21 protein-coding genes are annotated in these 19,484 nt (G+C 36.6%); 13 read left to right on the forward strand and 8 right to left on the reverse strand.

Annotated features, from left to right (window positions below):
* Window positions 1-523: 523 nt before the first annotated feature.
* Complete coding sequence (locus ACQ4QH_RS00470) at window positions 524-1,093, reverse strand: TIGR00730 family Rossman fold protein (protein WP_439818871.1); 570 nt, start codon at window positions 1,091-1,093, stop codon at window positions 524-526.
* A 22-nt stretch (window positions 1,094-1,115) separates the two neighbouring features.
* On the reverse strand, window positions 1,116-1,676 hold the full coding sequence (locus ACQ4QH_RS00475; protein ID WP_439818872.1) for a TetR/AcrR family transcriptional regulator: 561 nt from the start codon (window positions 1,674-1,676) through the stop codon (window positions 1,116-1,118).
* 172 nt (window positions 1,677-1,848) lie between these two features.
* Between ACQ4QH_RS00475 and ACQ4QH_RS00480 the strand changes: the two genes are divergently transcribed.
* Genes ACQ4QH_RS00480 through ACQ4QH_RS00490 form a run of 3 tightly spaced genes read left to right on the forward strand, consistent with a single transcriptional unit; the run spans window position 1,849 to window position 4,694 of the window.
* A complete protein-coding gene (locus tag ACQ4QH_RS00480; RefSeq protein WP_439818873.1) occupies window positions 1,849-2,850 on the forward strand; it encodes an NADP-dependent oxidoreductase in 1,002 nt (333 codons plus the stop codon).
* 15 nt (window positions 2,851-2,865) lie between these two features.
* Window positions 2,866-3,612 carry an SDR family NAD(P)-dependent oxidoreductase gene (locus ACQ4QH_RS00485; protein WP_439818874.1) on the forward strand — a complete coding sequence of 249 codons (747 nt, stop codon included), beginning with the start codon at window positions 2,866-2,868 and terminating at the stop codon, window positions 3,610-3,612.
* 20 nt (window positions 3,613-3,632) lie between these two features.
* Window positions 3,633-4,694 carry an alkene reductase gene (locus ACQ4QH_RS00490; protein ID WP_439818875.1) on the forward strand — a complete coding sequence of 354 codons (1,062 nt, stop codon included), beginning with the start codon at window positions 3,633-3,635 and terminating at the stop codon, window positions 4,692-4,694.
* Window positions 4,695-4,796: 102 nt separating this feature from the next.
* On the opposite strand, the gene spxB is transcribed toward ACQ4QH_RS00490, so the two are convergent.
* Entirely contained in the window at window positions 4,797-6,548 is a 1,752-nt protein-coding gene (gene spxB / locus ACQ4QH_RS00495; RefSeq protein WP_439818876.1) for a pyruvate oxidase, read from the reverse strand.
* A 223-nt stretch (window positions 6,549-6,771) separates the two neighbouring features.
* On the reverse strand, window positions 6,772-7,236 hold the full coding sequence (locus ACQ4QH_RS00500; RefSeq protein ID WP_439818877.1) for an Rrf2 family transcriptional regulator: 465 nt from the start codon (window positions 7,234-7,236) through the stop codon (window positions 6,772-6,774).
* Window positions 7,237-7,364: 128 nt separating this feature from the next.
* Between ACQ4QH_RS00500 and ACQ4QH_RS00505 the strand changes: the two genes are divergently transcribed.
* Together ACQ4QH_RS00505 and ACQ4QH_RS00510 are read left to right on the forward strand one after the other, a co-directional pair.
* Window positions 7,365-8,222: an NmrA family NAD(P)-binding protein gene (locus ACQ4QH_RS00505; RefSeq protein WP_439818878.1), complete on the forward strand. Its 858-nt coding sequence runs from the start codon at window positions 7,365-7,367 to the stop codon at window positions 8,220-8,222.
* A gap of 241 nt (window positions 8,223-8,463) precedes the next feature.
* Complete coding sequence (locus ACQ4QH_RS00510) at window positions 8,464-9,147, forward strand: B3/B4 domain-containing protein (RefSeq protein ID WP_439818879.1); 684 nt, start codon at window positions 8,464-8,466, stop codon at window positions 9,145-9,147.
* Window positions 9,148-9,229: 82 nt separating this feature from the next.
* Here the strand turns inward: ACQ4QH_RS00510 and ACQ4QH_RS00515 are convergent, their stop codons facing one another.
* On the reverse strand, window positions 9,230-9,727 hold the full coding sequence (locus ACQ4QH_RS00515; protein WP_439818880.1) for a GNAT family N-acetyltransferase: 498 nt from the start codon (window positions 9,725-9,727) through the stop codon (window positions 9,230-9,232).
* A gap of 187 nt (window positions 9,728-9,914) precedes the next feature.
* Here ACQ4QH_RS00515 and ACQ4QH_RS00520 point away from each other — a divergent pair, with 187 nt between their 5' ends.
* The 4 genes from ACQ4QH_RS00520 to ACQ4QH_RS00535 all read left to right on the forward strand — a co-directional run bounded on the left by ACQ4QH_RS00520 (window position 9,915) and on the right by ACQ4QH_RS00535 (window position 12,774).
* Window positions 9,915-10,727 carry an HAD family hydrolase gene (locus tag ACQ4QH_RS00520; RefSeq protein WP_439818881.1) on the forward strand — a complete coding sequence of 271 codons (813 nt, stop codon included), beginning with the start codon at window positions 9,915-9,917 and terminating at the stop codon, window positions 10,725-10,727.
* Between the two features lie 19 nt (window positions 10,728-10,746).
* Window positions 10,747-11,700: a LacI family DNA-binding transcriptional regulator gene (locus ACQ4QH_RS00525; protein ID WP_439818882.1), complete on the forward strand. Its 954-nt coding sequence runs from the start codon at window positions 10,747-10,749 to the stop codon at window positions 11,698-11,700.
* Between the two features lie 76 nt (window positions 11,701-11,776).
* Window positions 11,777-12,259: a YbaK/EbsC family protein gene (locus ACQ4QH_RS00530; protein WP_439818883.1), complete on the forward strand. Its 483-nt coding sequence runs from the start codon at window positions 11,777-11,779 to the stop codon at window positions 12,257-12,259.
* Window positions 12,260-12,291: 32 nt separating this feature from the next.
* Window positions 12,292-12,774 (forward strand): GNAT family N-acetyltransferase, encoded by a 483-nt coding sequence (locus tag ACQ4QH_RS00535; RefSeq protein ID WP_439818884.1) that lies wholly within the window; start codon window positions 12,292-12,294, stop codon window positions 12,772-12,774.
* 65 nt (window positions 12,775-12,839) lie between these two features.
* On the opposite strand, the gene ACQ4QH_RS00540 is transcribed toward ACQ4QH_RS00535, so the two are convergent.
* Entirely contained in the window at window positions 12,840-13,448 is a 609-nt protein-coding gene (locus tag ACQ4QH_RS00540) for a TetR/AcrR family transcriptional regulator (RefSeq protein WP_439818885.1), read from the reverse strand.
* A gap of 124 nt (window positions 13,449-13,572) precedes the next feature.
* On the opposite strand from ACQ4QH_RS00540, the gene ACQ4QH_RS00545 reads away from it, so the two are divergent.
* From ACQ4QH_RS00545 to ACQ4QH_RS00560, 4 genes are all read left to right on the forward strand, one after another.
* Window positions 13,573-14,145 (forward strand): cysteine hydrolase family protein, encoded by a 573-nt coding sequence (locus ACQ4QH_RS00545; protein WP_439818886.1) that lies wholly within the window; start codon window positions 13,573-13,575, stop codon window positions 14,143-14,145.
* 62 nt (window positions 14,146-14,207) lie between these two features.
* Window positions 14,208-15,587: an MFS transporter gene (locus tag ACQ4QH_RS00550; protein ID WP_439818887.1), complete on the forward strand. Its 1,380-nt coding sequence runs from the start codon at window positions 14,208-14,210 to the stop codon at window positions 15,585-15,587.
* A 120-nt stretch (window positions 15,588-15,707) separates the two neighbouring features.
* Window positions 15,708-16,157 (forward strand): DUF3290 family protein, encoded by a 450-nt coding sequence (locus tag ACQ4QH_RS00555; protein ID WP_439818888.1) that lies wholly within the window; start codon window positions 15,708-15,710, stop codon window positions 16,155-16,157.
* 2 nt (window positions 16,158-16,159) lie between these two features.
* Complete coding sequence (locus tag ACQ4QH_RS00560) at window positions 16,160-16,807, forward strand: DUF421 domain-containing protein (RefSeq protein ID WP_439818889.1); 648 nt, start codon at window positions 16,160-16,162, stop codon at window positions 16,805-16,807.
* Here ACQ4QH_RS00560 and ACQ4QH_RS00565 read toward each other — a convergent pair.
* Window positions 16,792-18,216, reverse strand: coding sequence for an oligosaccharide flippase family protein (locus ACQ4QH_RS00565; protein ID WP_439818890.1), 1,425 nt, complete (start codon window positions 18,214-18,216; stop codon window positions 16,792-16,794). The two genes, ACQ4QH_RS00560 and ACQ4QH_RS00565, sit on opposite strands and share 16 nt — an antisense overlap.
* Before the next feature lie 214 nt (window positions 18,217-18,430).
* Window positions 18,431-19,399 (reverse strand): AEC family transporter, encoded by a 969-nt coding sequence (locus ACQ4QH_RS00570; RefSeq protein ID WP_439818891.1) that lies wholly within the window; start codon window positions 19,397-19,399, stop codon window positions 18,431-18,433.
* Between the last annotated feature and the right edge of the window lie 85 nt (window positions 19,400-19,484).

Here is a 19,484-nt window from a genome sequence, read left to right on the forward strand (position 1 = left end):
TGATTGCCTTCTTTCTTCGACTGATTAGCCATAAAAATTGGACAAATTATCCATATGAGGCGTCTGTCTTATTATTATGGCTAAATAGATGACTGATTGTCGGATTATTATTTATTAAATGACTAATATCGGATTCTATAAGACATCACCTCCCAAAATTTACAAATTATTATGAAAAAAGCCCTTAACTTTGACCAAATTTCTGGTTAAAGTTAAGGGCGCATTAGCACGGTACCACCTTAATTGTTTTAAAAACATCTCACGTACAGCAAAAACACTATACGTTCACACGGTAATGGGTGTCCCCAATGCTGTTTAATAATCAATTGATGTTCACAACATAGCTGAGAGATGATCATTATCAATTTTTGTGTATCACTTTTCACCAAACAGCGACTCTCTAAACACAGCGAAAGATAAAATTCTCCTTATTGCTTTTTAATCATAATTTAATTTAATAAGAGATTAACGCGTTAGGGGATACTTTGTCAACTACATTTGAAAAATAAATTTATTTTGTTTGTTATTTGATATATGTTCTGATTTTTGGCGGTTGATAATCTGCAATAAACTTAAAAATTTCATCTAGTGAGTCGGAAAAAAGTAGTTTTTCACGATCTTCAACTGTTAGGAAACCTTTCTCAGTCATATTATCAAACATTGTTTGCAAAGGATCATAATAGCCATTGACATTGAAAAAAATACAAGGGTTGGCATTATCTCCGATGCGCGCCCACGAAAAAGCCTCAGAAATTTCTTCGAGTGTACCAGGACCACCTGGTAGCGCAATACAAGCATCAGATAATGATAGCATCATCGCCTTGCGGGTTGCCATATCATCTACAATCTTCAGATTCGTTAGTCTAGAGAATGCAGCACTACGTTCATAGAGTTCTTTTGGCATAATGCCTTGCACTGTGCCACCAGCATCTAAAACTTCGTTGGCTAAGAGGCCCATCAAACCAACACCGCCACCACCATATACAAGTTCAAGATCGTGACCGGCTAAATAATGTGCCAGTGTAACAGTGGCCGTTTGATAAGCTTGGTCATTTCCTGTGGCAGCACCACAGTATACTGCAATTCGTTTCATTTTTAGTGACCATCCTTGTTTATTACTCTATAGTTGTTAAACCCTTGCTAATGAGTTGCCATAATAACTCGAAACGTGGCTGATAGTCTGGTAAATGCCAGGTTTCTTTAAAATTAGGTAAGGTAAAAACGGAAAAGGCAGATAGAATAGCTTCAGCTTTTTCAAAATTAGAATCATTATACCCCATGATTTGATTAATCATTTTATAGGCGCTTGTTAGGACTTCATGTAATGCAAGCGGATTGTTGTCAACATAATAAGTGTTGAGCATAAACATTTGTGGGTCATTATTGTAGGCATTCTTTTTAGCGTTAACGAATGCCCAAAGCCAATCATGTAATTCCGCTTGTTTGTTTTGCTGCTTGTTGGGGGTGAAGTGCACATTGTTAATGATTGTTTGTTCAAACCAATCGGCTGCAACTGCCTCCCATAAAGCTTGTTTGTTTTTAAAATGTTTGTAAATAGCGGCATGAGTAATACCAAGTTCATTAGCAATTTTAGATAGCGGTACTTCAGCAGTGTTTGTTTCTTTAATCAGACGCTTAGCGGTGGTAATGATTATTTTATTAGTTATTCGTTCCACGGAATTGTCCTCCAATCATTTGTTTTTCATAAAATCTTCTTTATTTTAGCACGCAAAAATTTTAGTTACAATATTTGACTAATGTAACTTTGTGCATTACACTGTGGGTGTTGGTTACAAAAATATAAAAAAGTAACCATAATAACGTGAACATAGTAAAGGAGGGTAACGTATGAAGGCAGCACAATTGTCAAAATATGATAAAAATTTCAAGTTAGACGTGAATAACGTTGCCATACCAACAATAAAACCGAATGAAGTATTAGTAAGAGTCAAAATGGCAGCAGTTAATCCACTTGAAACATTAATTGGCACTGGCAGCATTAAGCTCATTCAAGATTATGACATGCCTGTGACCATGGGAAATGAATTAACAGGGATTATTGAGAATGTCGGCGAGACAGTTGCTAATTTTAAAAAGGGGGATGCAATTTACACACGGTTGCCCTCAAATAAAATCGGGGCTTTTGCAGAATATGTAGCCATTGACAGTGCGGCAGTTGCACGGTTACCAAAAAATCTGGATTTTAGTACCGGAGCGGCGGCTGCCTTGACTGGCTTAACAGCATATCAAGGCCTTCACGAAGAATTAGATGCAAAATCTGGTGAGACAGTATTCATTCCTGGTGGGTCTGGCTCGTTTGGTCAAATGGCAATACCAATCGCTAAGGATATGGGATTAACAGTCATTATTAGTGGAAATGAAGAAGCAAAACATCGCACTTTAGCTATAGGAGCAGACCAATACTTAAATTTTCGTACGGAGAACTATTGGGAAATACTAGCCAATGTTGATTATGTCATTGATACGCTAGGGCCAAGTGAATTTGACCATGAATTGTCAATCATTAAACCAGGCGGTCGATTATTGTCATTAAGGACAGGTCCTAATAAACGGTTTGCAATTGATCACGGTATTACGGGTGTTAAGAAGGGCTTGTTCACCTTAGCAGGTGCAAATTTTGATCGAAAGGCTAAAGCAGCGAATGTGCAGTACCATTTCATTTTTGTTAGAAGTGATGGTGCGCAATTAGCAAAAATTACAAACATTATTGAAAAAAATAATATTGTGCCAGCGATTGATTCTCGGAATTTTTCGTTGAATGAAATTAATAAGGCACTCGATTTAGTTAATCGTGGAAAAACGACTGGAAAAGTTCTAATCAAATTTTAAAAGGAGATAACATTCATGGTGAATCGTTTAGCAAATAAAGTTGCAATTGTGACAGGTGGTATTTCAGGAATTGGTAAGGCCATCGCAACAGACTTTTTGGCTGAAGGGGCAACAGTGGTCATTACTGGTCGGAGAGAAACGCTTGGTCAGCAAGTTGCTGAAGAATTAAGTCAACAAGGTAAAGTTATTTACTTAAAGCAAGATGTTAGTCGAGAAGCGGACTGGCAAAAGGTTGTTGAGACAACGTTAGCTAATTTTGGTCATTGGGATATTTTAGTGAATAACGCAGGAATTGGTGGTGCTAATAAGCTCATCGCCGATACTAGTTTGGCAGAGTGGCAACAAGTCATGAACATTAATTTAACAGGAAACTTCATTGGTGTACGTGAAGCCTTAAATAGAATGACCAGTGGTAGTATTATCAACGTGTCTTCCGTCTTAGGGATTATTACACCAATGCCAGGTGTTGGTAGTTACGCTGCTTCTAAAGCAGGAACCCGTTTATTGACAAAAGCAGCCGCTGTTGAGGCAGTGAAAACAGGAAAACCAATCCGTGTAAACTCTGTCCATCCTGGACTGGTCAGCACAGACATTGTTTCTGATGATATTAAAACGGCACTACAAGCATCTGATGATGTTATTCCGGCCATTGGAAAGCCCGCAGATATTGCAAAGGCGGTCACATACCTTGCGTCGGATGAATCAGCGTATACAACTGGTTCGGAGATTGTATTGGATGGTGGGACTTTAGCCGGTCGATAATAACGAAGGAGGCAGAATCAATGACAGATTTATGGACATCAGTTCAGATTGGTGACATAACGTTGAAAAATCGTTTGGTTATGGCACCAATGACAAGAAGTCGGGCTTTCAACAATGGCGTACCTGGACCGCTTGCGCCTGAGTATTATGCCCAGCGTGCAACCATGGGATTAATTATTTCAGAAGGAACACAACCTTCTCCTGAAGGCCAAGGATATACGAATACGCCAGGTATTTATACACACGAACAAATAGATGGTTGGAAAAAAGTAACGCAAGCTGTCCATAATCAGGGCGGGAAAATATTTATTCAGTTGATGCACGTTGGTCGTATTGCGCATCCAGATAATTTGCCAAATCATGAACAGGCAGTTGCTCCTTCGGCAATTGCACCAGGTGAGCAAATTTTTACAAAACAGGGAATGCAAGATATTCCTGTGCCACATGAATTGACAAAAAGGGAGATTGATAAAACAATTGATGATTATCGTCAGGCAGCCGCTGCAGCGATTGCGGCAGGTGCGGATGGTGTTGAAATTCATGGCGCTAATGGATATTTAATTCATCAGTTCTTGGGCAAAAATTCAAACCAACGTACAGATGAGTATGGTGGTTCAATAGAAAATCGGATTCGTTTCGCGATTGAGGTGACGAAGGCTGTTGTTCAAGAAATTGGGCCTGAACGTACAGGATTCCGTATTTCACCATTAAATTTATTAGGTGGTGTTAACGAAGGTGAACAAGTATCTGAGTTGTACCATGAGCTAGTTAGTCAGCTGAACGCATTTGATTTAGCATATTTGCATATGATGCACGTTGGTCATGAAGATATTTTAAAGCAAGTTCGGACTGATTGGCATGGACCATTAATGGTTAATCGTGCTAATCGACCATTAGAAAAGTTAACCATTGATTTGGATAATCGGATAGCAGATCTTGTTTCAGTTGGTAATTATGCATTGGCTAATCCAGATTTGGTAAAAAGATTAAAGGAGGGGCTACTTCTTAATCGACCTAATCCGGAGACGATTTATGTGAATAATGGTGCCATTGGTTATACGGATTATCCAACTGCTGAATAGTGGGTTGTATGACGTGAGTGAAGATAAACCCCCTGTCAAAATTGATTGACAGGGGGTTTATCTTGTTATATTAAGCATACAAAATTGATTTGATACGATTAATTATTTTTCAACGTGGTACTTTTCTAAAAAGTGACTAATGGGGGTCAAACCAGCTGCATGATACTTTTCAATGAAGGCATCAACATAGGCTTGATCAAAGTTTTCATTAGGTTCTAGAGCCAATTGCTCAACTGGTAATGGTCGTAAATTAGAAATCTTAACATCAATCACGACGGGGCCTTGTGCTGCTTTTGCTTCATCAAAGGCGTGCTTTAGTTCTGATAATGTACGCACTTCATAACCTTTGGCACCTAAAGCAGTGGCAGCATCCCCGAAGTTCGCATCAATTAAATCGACACCGGAATGTGGTTGCTGACTATCATCTTGTTCGCCTTCAATAAATCCTAATGATTCATTGGTTAAGACAACATTGATAATTGATTGGTTGTATTTTACTTGTGTGAGAATGTCTTGCATATTCATTGTAAAGCCACCGTCACCATTAATTGAGAATACTTGGCGATCTGGGTATGAAGCTTTTGCCCCAATGGCAGTTGGCACTGCGTAGCCCATTGTGGCATACCAGGCCGACGTCGTAATTTTTTGTGTTGGCCGCATCTTTAATAGTCGATAACTATCGATGGTTACATTACCAACATCGACTGAAAAGATAGCATTATCATCGGCAATGCGGTTGATTTGTGCGAATACAGTATCCACCGCTAATGGTGTTTCATTTTGGTCCTCGAACTGGGTTAACCAGTTATTCCAATTCTGTTTATCAGCAACTAATGCATCATAGTATGGGCGTGATGTCACGGTATCACTAACTTTGATTAATGACTGCAAGGTTGTTTTTGCATCCGCTAAGATACCAACGTCTACTTTGTGACGCTTGCCCATGTTTGATGGCTTGATATCAACTTGAATAAATTTTGCCTTTGGATCAGCAAAGAATGATAGGTAGGGCATGTTGGTTCCAATGAACAAAATTGCATCAGCGTTTGAAATTGCATCAACACCAGGTTTTGTTGCGACACGACCAGCGCTCAACATGTAAGCCTTGTATGAATTATCAATGACTCCCTTGGCCAGAGCAGATGACATTAATGGAATCTGCAACTTTTTCGAGAATTCTTGCAATTCAGTACTAGCATCTTTAGCACCCAATCCAAAGTAGATCAATGGCCGTTTTGCATTGGTTAGAATATCAACAGCTTGTGCAACAGCTGTTTCGTCGGGTAATGGATAGTTATCTGTCAATGTAAAAGTATCAGCAGTTGATTCAAAAGTATCATCAATTTCGGTCCAGCCAAGATCCTTTGGAATTGTTACCACTGCAACGCCTGAATTTTCATAGGCTTTACGAATTGCTTGATCAACGACGGCTGGTAGTTGTTCAGCTGTCATGACGGTTCGATTATAAACAGAAACGTCCTCAAAAATTGGATTTTCGTTCAATTCTTGAAAGTAGTCGGTATTCATTGTGGCTGTCGGAACTTGTCCAACGAGTGCTAGCACTGGTGCATGATCATGCTTGGCATCATATAGTCCATTGAGTAGGTGGACAGCACCAGGTCCAGCTGAGCCAAATGTCACACCAATTTTACCAGTTAATTTCGCTTCCCCAGATGCAGCAATGGCACCGGTTTCTTCATGACGTACTTGGATGTACTTAATTGTATCTTGACGATTGTGAATTGCATTCATCGTTGAATCAAATGATCCACCTGGTAGACCAAATAGATGGTCAACATGCCAGTCTTCTAACACTTTTAACATGGCGTCTGCTGCATTAATTTTTTTGCTCATTTAACATAACCCCCTATGATTCTATGAGAACAACGGAACTTCACCATCACTATAATACGCTTACTAAAAAGAAACAAATAAAAAGCGTCTACATTTGATATAAAGTACAGTAGCACCTGTATAATATCGTAAGCTTAATGTTTGTTTCAGTGATTAAGGCATATTTAGTTATTTTGTTAGTCTTTTAAAGTCATGACTGGAACAGCACCATAGTTACACAGGTCTATAAAAATTCAGCAACAAATTTTTTGTTCATCGGATTTTTGGCTAGCTCTGCTTGACTAATTTTTTGTAGAACACTACCTAAAGAAATTTGTTTCATTTTTTCTTCTACGACTTGCTGTAATAAGAAATACTCGTCAGACAGTACATCTTGAATGTTGCCACCAACAACGCATTTTGGTTCCGTATTGGTATCTATCTGGAAAATCTGTGCATGATCCAAGCTTTGATAAATATCAAAGAACGAAATATCATAGGGGTCTTTAACTAAGTATGGTTTTGGTATGCCATTAGTTGTTTTGATGAGGTCAGCATCACGTAACTGACACATTATTTTACGCACATTACTTGGATTAGTTTGAATACTTGCAGCTATATCAGTACTTGATAATTGATTTGATTCCTGAAAAATAGCGATATAAGCAAGAATATGGACAGCATCACTAAATTGTACAGAATGTTTCATGTGAATTACCTCGGTATTGGTTAGTTTTAGAAACGAAGATTGACCAACTTCACTCAATGCTTTATTATAAACCTGTATAAAATAAAAATACAGGTGTTGTTGATCAAGATTAGAAAGGGTGTATCATCATGACTATTTTAGTAACTGGTGCAACAGGAAACTATGGTTCTGTTGCCTTAGATGAATTAAAAACATTGGTACCACAAGAAGATATTTTTGCTTTAGCGAGAAGCGAGGAAAAGGCAGCTACTCTTCGTGATAAAGGTTTCCAGGTTAGAATTGCAACTTATGATGATCCTGAGTCCTTAGAGAAGGCATTTTCAGGTATTGATAGATTGTTATTTGTTTCAAGTAGTGAAGTTGGATCACGTAAGACACAACATCAACATGTTGTTGATGCAGCCAAAAATGCAGGTGTGTCATATATTGCCTATACAAGTTTTAACAAGGCTGACACATCAACAAGTCCATTAGCTGAAGAACATGCTTATACCGAACAAGCTATTCTTGCATCAGGCATCGCCCATACGTTTTTACGTAATAACTGGTACATTGAAAATGATTTGCCAGTTATTGAAGCAGCATTGAAGACTGGTAAGCTTGTACATGCAGGTGGTGATGGCAAGGCAGGTTGGGTGCTACGTAGTGAGCTGGCTAAGTTAGGTGCTCGCGCAGTATCTGGTAAGTTCGATTTCCCAAGCATTTTAGAAGCTGGGAACCCATTGATTACCTATAAACAACTAGCAGAAGTGGTTGAGTCTGTTACAGGGGCTAAACTAGACGTTGTTGATGCAGATGTGGATACAGCTTCACAATTTTTGCAAGATAATGCCGGTATGCCACAAAACTTTGCTGATATGATGGCTGGATCACAGTCAGTTGTGAAAAGCGGTAGCCTAGCGGTTGAACCGGGTGATATTGCACACTATCTTGGTCGACCATTCCTTACCGTAAAAGAATCATTACAGCAATTATTAAGTAAATAATTGTTAGGCATCAAGCTACCGACGTCAGATCGGTGACTTGGTGCTTTTTTTAAATCATTACGGTATTTAAACGCAAAAAATTTAATCAAACGCCGCGAATTATTTGCAAATTAAGATAAATGCGTTAGAGTAATTAGCAAATAAGTTTCATAGCTGTAATATCAGCTGGGCTTTTTAAGGTTATGTTGACCTTTTTTCGACCGTAATGATACTGTTTGTTTGATTCAAAGGGGGATTGTTCATGCAACTTAATTTAGATCCTAAAGTGACAGATTTGGGAGTCGTTATCGATGGTGTAGAGATTTCGGGTGTTGATAATTCGCATTATTCGCCAGAACTCTCGAATTATATTAATGAGGAAGTGACAAAGGTTTTAGCAGACTTAGATGCTGATAAGATAAAAAGTAGTCCAATTATTCAAGGTTTTTTCGATCTTCATAAGCGTATTCACCTACCTAAACGAAATAACCGACCTTCACCAGAAACATTATTGAAATTAATTTTAAAAAGAGGTGAACTTTTCCCAATTAATCCAGTTGTCGATTTATATAATGTCATTTCAATTAAGAGTCAGCTTGCACTCGGCGCACACGATATTGAGCATATTGTTGGGGATGTTAATTTGCGAATAACTAATGGCGATGAAAAATTTGTGCCAATTGGTGCTAACAATGAACCACAAGCCATTAAGGCAGGAGAGTATGGTTATATTGACGATGATAATGAAGTTATTTGTCATCTAGAAACACGCCAAGTTGAGAAAACTAAAATAACGCCAGCAACGAACCATATTTTCTACATTGTACAAGGCAATACAGCAACATCCCAAGAATATGTCGATCAAGTTGCTAACGAGTTACTAGCAGCCACGACAAAATATTTAGGTGGTCAAGGGAAGTTATTGACCAATCAGCCACTGCAGTAGTTTAAGGGGGCATTAGTCTACCAATTTAAAATTGGCGAATTAATGCCCCTTTTTGCATGTAATCGTAATCGTTACTGTATAGTTAATCAAAATGTTTACCTAATATTGCTAAGTCTAAATGTTGACCATCAATTTCTGCAACTTCAGGTAATAAGCCCCACTGTTCAAAACCTTGTTTTTTAAACAGCGCCATACTAGGAATATTTTGTTTGAAAACGTAGGCGACAATATTTTGTAAATCACGTTGTTTGAGTTGGGTTGACAAAAATTGAATGGTTTGAGTACCCATATTTTTACCACGGATATTTTCGTCAATATAAATACTGATTTCAGCAGTATGTTGATAGGCAGCACGACCATAAAATGCTTCGAGACTACACCAACCGATTGCCTGGTCATCGTCAGCGATAATCCAGATTGGATATTTTTCATGTGATGACGCATCAAACCACTTTTCACGATCTGATACTGAAATTGGGGCTAAATCGGCAGTCACATTTTTAAGTTTGATTACTTGATTATAAATGGTTACTATTTTTGGCAAATCGTTCTTTGTCGCAAATCTAAAGTTTATGGTCATCGTATAATTCCTCGTTGTCTGCAAGATATATTCCAGTATAGAGCGTTGCTAAAAATAATAAAGCATGACGTGATGAATCATTTCAGGATTGTAAATAATAAAATTGTTTTGTTGCTTTTTAACATGAAGATGATTTTATAAGTTAAAATAAATGCAAGAATGAAACGAATCTGGGGGGATAAGTTGAATGATCAAACAAATTTTTTTGGATATGGATGGGACCTTATTGAATGATCAAGGACTGATTACAAAAAATACAATTACAGCAATCAAAAATTCACAAATACCAGTTACATTGGTGTCAGCAAGAGCACCACAAGAAATGTTATTTGCGATTCGTGATTTGGCATTAGATGCACCACAAGTGGCCTTTAATGGTGGGTTGATTTATCAAATGAATGGTACGGATATGCAAGTATTACAAGCGTATCCAATTGAACAGGTGGTCAGCGTCAAATTAATCAATTGGTTAGCTAGTACGTATCCGAAGGTTAGTCTGAGTTACTACACGCAGGATAGTTGGTTAGTTGATCATGTTTCAGCAGCGATAGATCGCGAAATATTATTTACGGGAATGAAACCGCAATACTCAGATTTGTCAGAGGTCACGCAGTATAGTCAGACTGGTATTTTTAAAATTATGTTGATTGATTTGAGTGAAACACAATTAGAATTTATGCAACAAGCAATTCTGAATTTAGAGTTACCAGGTATTAATGTGCAACAATCAGATGCTAGTCACTTGGAAATCACCAGTGATATCGCGGAAAAAGCATTTGGCGTCTCATATATTATTGCTCGTGAACAATTATCACAGGTAGACACAGCCGCATTTGGGGATGGACAAAATGATTTGTCAATGTTTTATGGGGTCGGGACGTCAATTGCGATGGGAAATGCACCAACGAACGTCAAACAATCCGCAAATTATGTGACGAAAACTAATACAGCTGAAGGTGTTGCTTACGGCATTGAAAAGTTCTTATTAAATCAACCGTAATGGGTGTGAGGGGGAGAGTATGGCTAATATTAAGGATATTGCGCGACTGTCAGGGTATTCCGTGGCAACCGTCTCACGATACATAAATAAAAATGGCTATGTTTCAGAGAAAGCCGCAAAAGCGATCCAACGAGTAGTTGAAAGTACGGATTATGTGCCAAACACGATTGCTCGTGATTTGAGCACTGGGCAAACGAAAACAATTGGTGTTGTCGTGCCTTTTTTGGAATATTCTTATTTCTCACAATTATTTGCAAGCATTGCCAAAGCTGCATTTAATGCAGGATACAGTGTGATTGCTCTAAAATCAAATTATGATTCTAAATTAGAAAGACAGTATTTAGAACAATTGCATCAAAAAAAATACGATGGGCTGATATTTACATCGCATACATTATCGCTCAAAACGATGCTGTTGTATAAAAAATACGGGCCGATTGTATGCTGTCGAAATCTTGGCGATGTGCCAATTGCCTCGACATATGCAGTTCGTAATAAAACATATTTAGAAGTGTTCGATCTCGTAAAAAAAGAAAACTTTCAACGTGTGGCGATGACTTTGAATCGAGATTATGGTTATAGTCCAACAACGCGAGCCACGATTGATTGTTACGAGCAAGTATTCCATCAGAAACCAAAACCAGAGTATATAGTGACAAGCATTTTGGGATTTACAGATGGCTATCATGCCGCAGAGCATTATCTATCATTACCTGAATTACCAGATTTTATTTTTACGAATGGTGACAACATTGCAGCTGGTATTTACCAGTGCTACCGTGACCATGACCAACCAGTACCCGCAATGATTGGTCAAGAAGATGAGGTCGCCAGTCGCTTAATGAACATATCAACGATTGATCATCACTATGAAGAGGTTGGTGAAAACGCAGTAAATTTGGTCATTAGTAAAAGAATTGCACATATGCCAGTAGCATCTGAGTTAATTTTGCGAACAGGTCAGACAATTTAAGTGAGAGCTTTTTATTTTACTAATGAGTCCATGTGTTCTAAACTAGCTGAATATTTGAAGGTAAGGGGATGATTAGGTGTCTTTTGAAAGTGTTAGTCAGTATTTTGATCAAGTCGGTTTGGGAAATCGGGTAAAGCATTTTGATGAATCTAGTGCAACAGTATTAGAGGCAGCACATGCTTTAGATTGTGAACCAGAACATATTGCTAAGACGATGTCTTTTTTGGTGGATGATGAACCGGTACTAATCGTGATGGCGGGGGATGCCAAGGTAGATAATAAAAAATTCAAGCAAGAGTTTCATAAGCGACCTAAAATGATTCATAGTGATGAGGTTGAAAGTTATATTGGGCATGCCCCAGGTGGTGTATGTCCGTTTATGACAAACGATGGTGTTGGTGTATTTTTAGACAACTCATTAAAACGTTTTGAAGTTGTGTATCCTGCTGCAGGGGATGACCATAGTGCAGTTGAATTATCATTATCTGAGTTGAACAACTATACACATGCTGATCATTGGGTAGATGTCTGTAAGGGTTGGCAAAATGAAGCGATTTAAAATTAAATGATTTTAGCTATTGGAGAGCATAGATGATAATGATTCGACCTATTCAAAAAAGTGATGATCCATATTTGAAAAACTTAGTTCAGGAATCTTTAAAAGCTTATCAATTAGATATACCAGGTACAGTTTATTTTGATCCGGAACTAGCACATCTCAGTGACTTTTATAAACTGAAATCTGCTCGTCAGTACTTTGTTGCCATTAATGACTATCAAGAAGTGGTAGGTGGCGCTGGGATTGCTGAGTATGATGTGCAGAATAAGGTTGCTGAATTACAAAAATTGTACATTGATAAAAAAGCACAGGGTCATCATCTAAGCTATCAATTATTGGATCAAGCGTTTCGTTTTGCCAAAGAATTTGGTTATCAGCAGGTTTATCTTGAGACGCATCATAACCTTGAAACAGCAATTCATGTTTATAAAACGTACGGATTTACAGAGCTGACTAAGCCTTTAAAAGAAGCTGAACATTCAGAAATGGATCATTTCTTTGTTATGTCAGTATAAAATGAATATAGTTAAAGCCACTAATCAACCGATTGCAAATGGGAGATTGGTGGCTTTAACTATATCTATACTTTGTTGATAATTAATAGATTATATAACTGCTCTGCAATTTGTTCTGGTGAATATTCGCGAACAGATCGTTGAAAAGTATAATATTCATGACTTAAGGCAGTAATTAACAAATCAGCGCAGAAAACTGCATCGACTTTAGCGGTTGATCCATATAAGTCGTCAAGTAACGGTACCAAAATATCATGTAGACGACCAAAAATAGGCCCATTAAGTTTAACTTCTAGTGAATTAATCTTGGGCGTTCCTTCAACACCAGTCAATAACTGTGCTTTTTTTTCACGAAACTGGATAAATAAAAACAGCACGTGTTTCAATTGTTCTGCAGTTTTATCAGAATGATTGGTGGTTAAATAATTATCAATATCTTCAAATAATTTTTTTATATTATCGTGTATTAGTGCCCAGCATAAATCACTTTTATTTTGAAATCGTCGATAGAGTGTACCAACACCCACTTTAGCCGCTGTAGCTATTTGATTCATACTAGTTTTTTCAACACCATATTGATCAAATAGAGTTATTGCAGCTGCTAAAATACGTGCGCGATTTTCAGCAGCATCTTTACGCTCGCTAACGGGGTGATTGACTGTTTTATCTGACATGAACTAACTCCTATTTTTATTTAGTAATCCAATTTTACTTGACATAATTCAATTTAAGATTACAATTTCATTTATAAGTGGAATACATTCCGTTTAACAAAAAGATTGGAAGTGAATAAATTTAATGGTAAATAAAGATAACCAAACAGCTTTGTTGGTAATGGATGTTCAAAAATGGAACATTACAGATAAACACAAAGATGTCGTACGTCACATGCAGCAAGCTATTCAGCATGCTCGTGAACTCGGTCAAACAATTATTTGGGTCCAACTAGCCTTTGGTGCAAATTATCCAGAATTAAATCCACAAAATAAATTTTTTTCAATGATTTCACCTGAAAGCCATATGACTAAGTTGGATGAGCAAACCCAACCACACCCAGAATTAGTGCCCCAAGCTAATGACTATATCGTCAACAAGTACCGTGTGAGTGCTTTTGCAGGTAGTAATCTAGAAAGTATTTTAAAGGCACAGTCGATTAACCATCTTATTTTGTGTGGCATTTCTACCAGTGGGGTAGTTTTGTCAACATTGACTGAGGCTTCGGATAAAGATTATCAATTGTCAGTATTGCATGATGCTTGTTTTGATAAAAATGCATCCGTTCATGATGTTTTGGTTCATGACGTATTTTCAAGACATGCTGATGTTTTGTCAGTGGGTGAATGGGTAGCGCAATCTACCAAACAACCTTAATCATATTATTGAATTAAAAGAATACTAGGTCAACCATTGATATCAATAATATGTATGAGAAGGTGAAAGTTATTTTAAAAAAAGAATCAAAAATATTTAGTTGGCAATTTTTGATGCCCTTAATGTTGGCATCTTCACTGAATCCATTGAATAGTTCGATGATTGCGACTGCATTACCTAAAATTTCAGTGTCTTTAGGTATTTCTGCAGGAACTGCCACAGTGTTAGTCAGTGCTTTGTATGTTGTTAGTGCAGTCGCACAACCAACTTTTGGTAAATTAGCAGAAATACTCGGACCACGCAAGGTGTTACTAACAGGTGTCTGTTTTGCAGCCATTGGTGGTTTGATAGGTGGTGCAATTGCTACTTTTCCAAGTTTATTAGTTGCTAGAGTTTTGATTGGTTTAGGAACATCGGCAGGTTATCCGTCCGCAATGTTTATGATTACACAACGTGCAAATCATGAGAATATAACAGTACCAGGAAGTGTTTTGGGTGGTCTGCAAATCGCTTCTATGGCAACGTCTACTTTAGGATTACCATTAGGCGGACTTTTAGTTGGTTGGTTAGGTTGGACATCAATTTTTTATATTAATTTGCCAGCCGTATTGATTATCTTAGCTTCTGCTTATTTTTGGTTGCCCAAAGACAAACAAACTCATATTCATGATAAGAAACAATTAATGCAAGAAATTGATATCATTGGGATTATTTTGTTTGCCTTAACAATTGTCAGCTGGTTACTGTGGTTGTTTGTTTTGCCACAAATTAATTTTTGGCTACTAATTTTTGCAGTTATTTTTACTGTTGTTTTAGTCATTTGGGAACGTAAAGCTGCAACGCCATTCTTCGACGTTAAGTTCTTACAAAATCATACAAATGTCGTCCTTACGTTGATTAGAATATTGATACTGGCGATGTGTGTTTATACCGTTATGTATGGCGTAAGTCAGTGGCTAGAGGCAGTACACGCCTTTTCTTCAGAGTTGACCGGATTGCTTTTGTTGCCAATGAGCGCAGTGTCAGCATTAGTCGTGTTACCATTAGCCGCACGTAATCTTGTGCGGACTTCGTTGGTTATTTCGGTTTCTGCCGCAATTGTTGGCGCTGTTGGCCTATTGATTTTTAATGTAGCGACACCAATTTGGGTGATTATTCTGATAACGAGTATTTTTGGAATTGTTATGGGGACGATGTCACAAGGTAATCAAATGGCATTATACCTGCAAGTACCACCAAGAATGATGGGAACAGCCTCTGGTCTATTACGTACGTTTACTTATATTGGATCGATCGTCTCGTCTTCACTAATTAATATTGGTTTTCATGATGGGGCGACAACAGCCGGATTACATCTTATCGCTATACTAATGGTTATCGTTAGTCTAATTGCGACAGTTATAACCATCGCAGATAAATCTTTGCGAACTATTGATAATTAAATACTACTTTGATGCATCATATTGGCGTTCAGTCACCAATTTTGATGCATTTTTTAGTGTAGAATGAATAAATAGTATGCCGTCGGTTTCTGGGTGAAAATTAATTATAAGGAGTGGAAAATGACATTTTATACTTATCAGTATTTATTAGATCATCAGACAAAATTTCCATATTTAAGAATTGCAATTATTGTGATTTTAGCCACAACATTCATTGTTCTATTGACACGTTATTTTTCAAATAAGGGTGATATTAAATATAAAGACCTAGCTGTTATTGTTGGGACGTTGATGGTACTAACTGTTGCTATCCAATTTAATGACTACACAAATTTTAAAACAACTAGTCAACAAAGTGGTCAAGAAGTGTCACTTGTCAAAAGTGTGGCTAGGAAACTACAAGTAAAACCACAAAAACTAAGTGTCAACAACCTACAAACTGGGTTGGGTGACATCCTTATACGTAGTTCCAAAGGATATTATCGAATTATTTTTAATAATGATAATTCAGAATATGCTTTAGAAAAAATTAAGCTCAAAGCAGGCGATATCAACGTTAAAGGGGATTAAATATGTTTTCATATTCAGATATTTTTTTGAAGCTAGTCATTGGATTCGTTTTTATCACATTATTGATTAAATTTAGTGGTAAAGGTAGTTTAGCACCAACTTCACCATTAGATCAGTTACAAAACTATGTTCTTGGTGGCATTATCGGTGGCATATTATATAATCAAGCAATTTCGGTCGCACAATTTGTGGTTGTTTTGTCAATCTGGGCATTATTGATGTTGACCACACGGTATTTGAAAATACACATCCATGCTGTCGGTAAGTTCATTGATGGCGAGCCCATGACGATCATCTATAATGGTAAATTATTAGTTAAAAATTGTATTCAAGCAAATCTATCAGCAAAAGAAATCGATTTTAAATTACGATCAGCAGGTGTATTAGATATCAGTCAGGTTAAACGAGCAATTTTAGAACAAAATGGTAGTATTACGATTCTTAGTAAATACGATGAAGATGTTCGTTTTCCAGTAATTATTGATGGCAAAGTTGATACGGATGTTTTACAAGTTATGGATAAAGATCAACAATGGTTAGACCATGAATTAGATGGACAAGGTATTGTTGATATTAAGGATGTTTATATGGCAAAATACCGTCATCATAAATGGGAAATTGCTACGTATGGTAGTCAAGACGAAGTGTAGTTATTTAGAATGTATCTTTTGAGAGTTTTGATGAATAAAACCAGGATAAGGAATATATAGATAATCACGCCAACCATCATTTTCAATATAAAATGCCAAATTGAAAATGATAAAAGTTGGTTAACATATAATAAGATCATGAACATGATTATTGCTGCACTTAGGATTTTTGAGCTATCAAGAAGCATTTGCTGAATGTCTAAATGCTTTCTGACAGTATAAAATTGATAACTTGTTACAGCGACTTCAGCCATAATCGTGGCGTAGACAACACCAATATCACGGAATATAAGTATGAAAGGATAGACTAGTAGCAAGTTAACAAATGCACCAATAGTAACTGAGTAAAAATATTGTTTCATTCTTTGGGTTGGAATTAGAAATTGAATACCTATTACATTACTCCAACTGATAATAATAATTAGTATTGTATCGATGGAAATAAAGCAGTCTATACCAGAGAACTTATTAGAAAAGAATAGCAGAGAGAAATCTTTTGAAAGTGCAAGCATACCTAGAGATATTGGCAAACATAGGAAGTTGGTTATTAAAAAGCTGGTGTTTATTATCTTTTTAATTTGCTCAAATTTTTGATGTGCGTATAGATAATTTATTCTTGGAATTAATACAGTGCCCGACGCTGTTATAAAGGTAATTAATACTTTTGTAATTCGATCTGCATTTTCAAAATAAGCAACAGCAGAAATGTTGTTTGTTATTCCCAGTATTGTTTTATTAATAGAAACATACAGAGGAATAACCATTTCAGGTAATAACAATAAAATGGCTGGTTTAATATGTCTTAAAAAATTACTTTTTTGTATGTGGGGTTTTTCCAGTTCATTTTTTAAAGATGGAAAGAGTAATAGATTGCAAATAAGAGATGTCAAAGAAATAATGTAAATGTATGTTAATAGATCCGTTGTATCTTTTACTAAGACAAATATGCAAACTGCTGAGGCAATGCGAATCAGAAAATTACGCATGATAATTAATTTAAATTTTTCTAATCCCTGAAAGAACCAAGACGTATCAAGAGTGATTGCAATAATTTGAAGTGACTGTGCAAAGTAGTAAATTCTATATATGTTCTTGGTGTACGTAGTAAAAATAAAAAACAAGATGATAACAAATGCTGAAATTAGTAATCTTAACAATAACAGCTCCCAAAAAATTTGGGATTTTAGATACTTATTTTGTCTATTTGCAGATATTTGTTGGCAGCCATAGGTTATACCAATGCTAGCGACTAAAATAAAATATTGTGTATTAGCAGCCGTATAAGAATGTATACCAAGTGATGAGGGTCCCAAAACACGTGCAATATAGGGCATTGTTAATAGTGGGAGGAACAGTGAAAAAAGTTGATAACTGGCATTATAAAAGTAACTACGCTTTAAACCATTCACGCATTTCACCTGCTTATCTCTGTAAATTTGTTTTAATACTATATCATCAAACAGCGACTAAATTACTATGAAAAATTGAGCGTAGAAGAAACATAAGTAATCGTAATGTGTTATTTTGACAGAAGTAGTTATTACATATTAAAAGGACCATCAGTCTATCGATTTGATAGATTGATGGTCCTTTTAACGTGTTCTGAAATCATATTTTAAAATTTTAGGCAAACAGCATAATGATAACGACGGCAAATGGAAAGATGAAGATACTTTCTGTTAAAACACGGGTTGAAAATTCAACATCCATATTATTTTGTTCAGCTAGCATTGGTAGGACCGTTAACATAGGTGTGACTGATTGAATTAACAATGTTTTGATAAATAAATCGGGTAGATTGACCCAACCAAGCAACTGATTGATCCATAAAACAAGAGACATCATTAATGGTGCCATGATAAACTTTCCAAATTGCGCAATAAGATCGATTTTTTCTATTTTCATAGCGGCCATTTTTGTTCGTGCTAGTTGTAACCCAAGGAAAATTAATGAAAGTGGCGTCACAATGTTAGCAATGTAGCTGAATGACTGATACAAAAAACCGTGGACGGGTAATTTTATATTAATGAAGAAACAGATAATACCAACGATAAATCCCCACATTGGTGGTGTGAATAAACTTAGGATACGTCGCCAGGTGGTTTGATAATTAGCGATTGATTCGGGATTATCCTTGTAGATCAATTTGACACCAATTCCCCATGTTGTAATCGTATTCGCCACAAAATAGGCTAAAAAGTATGGCAAGCTTTTATTACCAAACAGCGCAATGTTCAAAGGTAGACCAACAAACAAAGTGTTTGCGTTAACAAAAGCATTGGTGAATAGGCTTTTTCGATCCTTTTGTAAATGCAGTGAACGACCGATAGGGATAGCAATCAAAAAGCAAAGGCCAATTGATATCATTGATAGGATGAAACCAATCAACAACGTATTGAAATTTTGTTTAGTAATATAGTTTTGTGAAGAAATAAATACTGAAATGGGTAGTGCTACATTCACAACAATTGTTGAGACATCGTTAATGAAGTATTGACTGACGATTCTCGATTTACCAATTAAGAAGCCGATAATAATAACAGTAATAATAATCAAGACACTATTTAGTGAAATGAAAAAAGTTGATAGCATATAGATTGAGCTCCTTAATAATTAGTTTTATATCAAAGTTTTTGATAATTAATAGCCGCAAAACCATCTTACACCCATTTATCCT

It is taken from the genome of Weissella paramesenteroides (assembly GCF_051903945.1).
Classification (GTDB): Bacteria; Bacillota; Bacilli; order Lactobacillales; family Lactobacillaceae; genus Weissella; species Weissella paramesenteroides_A.

What these genes read in the sequence shown, in the direction of transcription:
- ACQ4QH_RS00505 (WP_439818878.1), top strand. Translation starts at nt 7,365, where the DNA reads ATGACTATTTTAGTAACTGGTGCAACAGGAAACTATGGTTCTGTTGCC.
- ACQ4QH_RS00510 (WP_439818879.1), top strand. Translation starts at nt 8,464, where the DNA reads ATGCAACTTAATTTAGATCCTAAAGTGACAGATTTGGGAGTCGTTATC.
- ACQ4QH_RS00555 (WP_439818888.1), top strand. Translation starts at nt 15,708, where the DNA reads ATGACATTTTATACTTATCAGTATTTATTAGATCATCAGACAAAATTT.
- ACQ4QH_RS00470 (WP_439818871.1), bottom strand. Translation starts at nt 1,093, where the DNA reads ATGAAACGAATTGCAGTATACTGTGGTGCTGCCACAGGAAATGACCAA.
- ACQ4QH_RS00480 (WP_439818873.1), top strand. Translation starts at nt 1,849, where the DNA reads ATGAAGGCAGCACAATTGTCAAAATATGATAAAAATTTCAAGTTAGAC.
- ACQ4QH_RS00560 (WP_439818889.1), top strand. Translation starts at nt 16,160, where the DNA reads ATGTTTTCATATTCAGATATTTTTTTGAAGCTAGTCATTGGATTCGTT.
- ACQ4QH_RS00485 (WP_439818874.1), top strand. Translation starts at nt 2,866, where the DNA reads ATGGTGAATCGTTTAGCAAATAAAGTTGCAATTGTGACAGGTGGTATT.
- ACQ4QH_RS00540 (WP_439818885.1), bottom strand. Translation starts at nt 13,448, where the DNA reads ATGTCAGATAAAACAGTCAATCACCCCGTTAGCGAGCGTAAAGATGCT.
- spxB (WP_439818876.1), bottom strand. Translation starts at nt 6,548, where the DNA reads ATGAGCAAAAAAATTAATGCAGCAGACGCCATGTTAAAAGTGTTAGAA.
- ACQ4QH_RS00570 (WP_439818891.1), bottom strand. Translation starts at nt 19,399, where the DNA reads ATGCTATCAACTTTTTTCATTTCACTAAATAGTGTCTTGATTATTATT.
- ACQ4QH_RS00525 (WP_439818882.1), top strand. Translation starts at nt 10,747, where the DNA reads ATGGCTAATATTAAGGATATTGCGCGACTGTCAGGGTATTCCGTGGCA.
- ACQ4QH_RS00520 (WP_439818881.1), top strand. Translation starts at nt 9,915, where the DNA reads ATGATCAAACAAATTTTTTTGGATATGGATGGGACCTTATTGAATGAT.
- ACQ4QH_RS00545 (WP_439818886.1), top strand. Translation starts at nt 13,573, where the DNA reads ATGGTAAATAAAGATAACCAAACAGCTTTGTTGGTAATGGATGTTCAA.
- ACQ4QH_RS00490 (WP_439818875.1), top strand. Translation starts at nt 3,633, where the DNA reads ATGACAGATTTATGGACATCAGTTCAGATTGGTGACATAACGTTGAAA.
- ACQ4QH_RS00500 (WP_439818877.1), bottom strand. Translation starts at nt 7,236, where the DNA reads ATGAAACATTCTGTACAATTTAGTGATGCTGTCCATATTCTTGCTTAT.
- ACQ4QH_RS00515 (WP_439818880.1), bottom strand. Translation starts at nt 9,727, where the DNA reads ATGACCATAAACTTTAGATTTGCGACAAAGAACGATTTGCCAAAAATA.
- ACQ4QH_RS00535 (WP_439818884.1), top strand. Translation starts at nt 12,292, where the DNA reads ATGATAATGATTCGACCTATTCAAAAAAGTGATGATCCATATTTGAAA.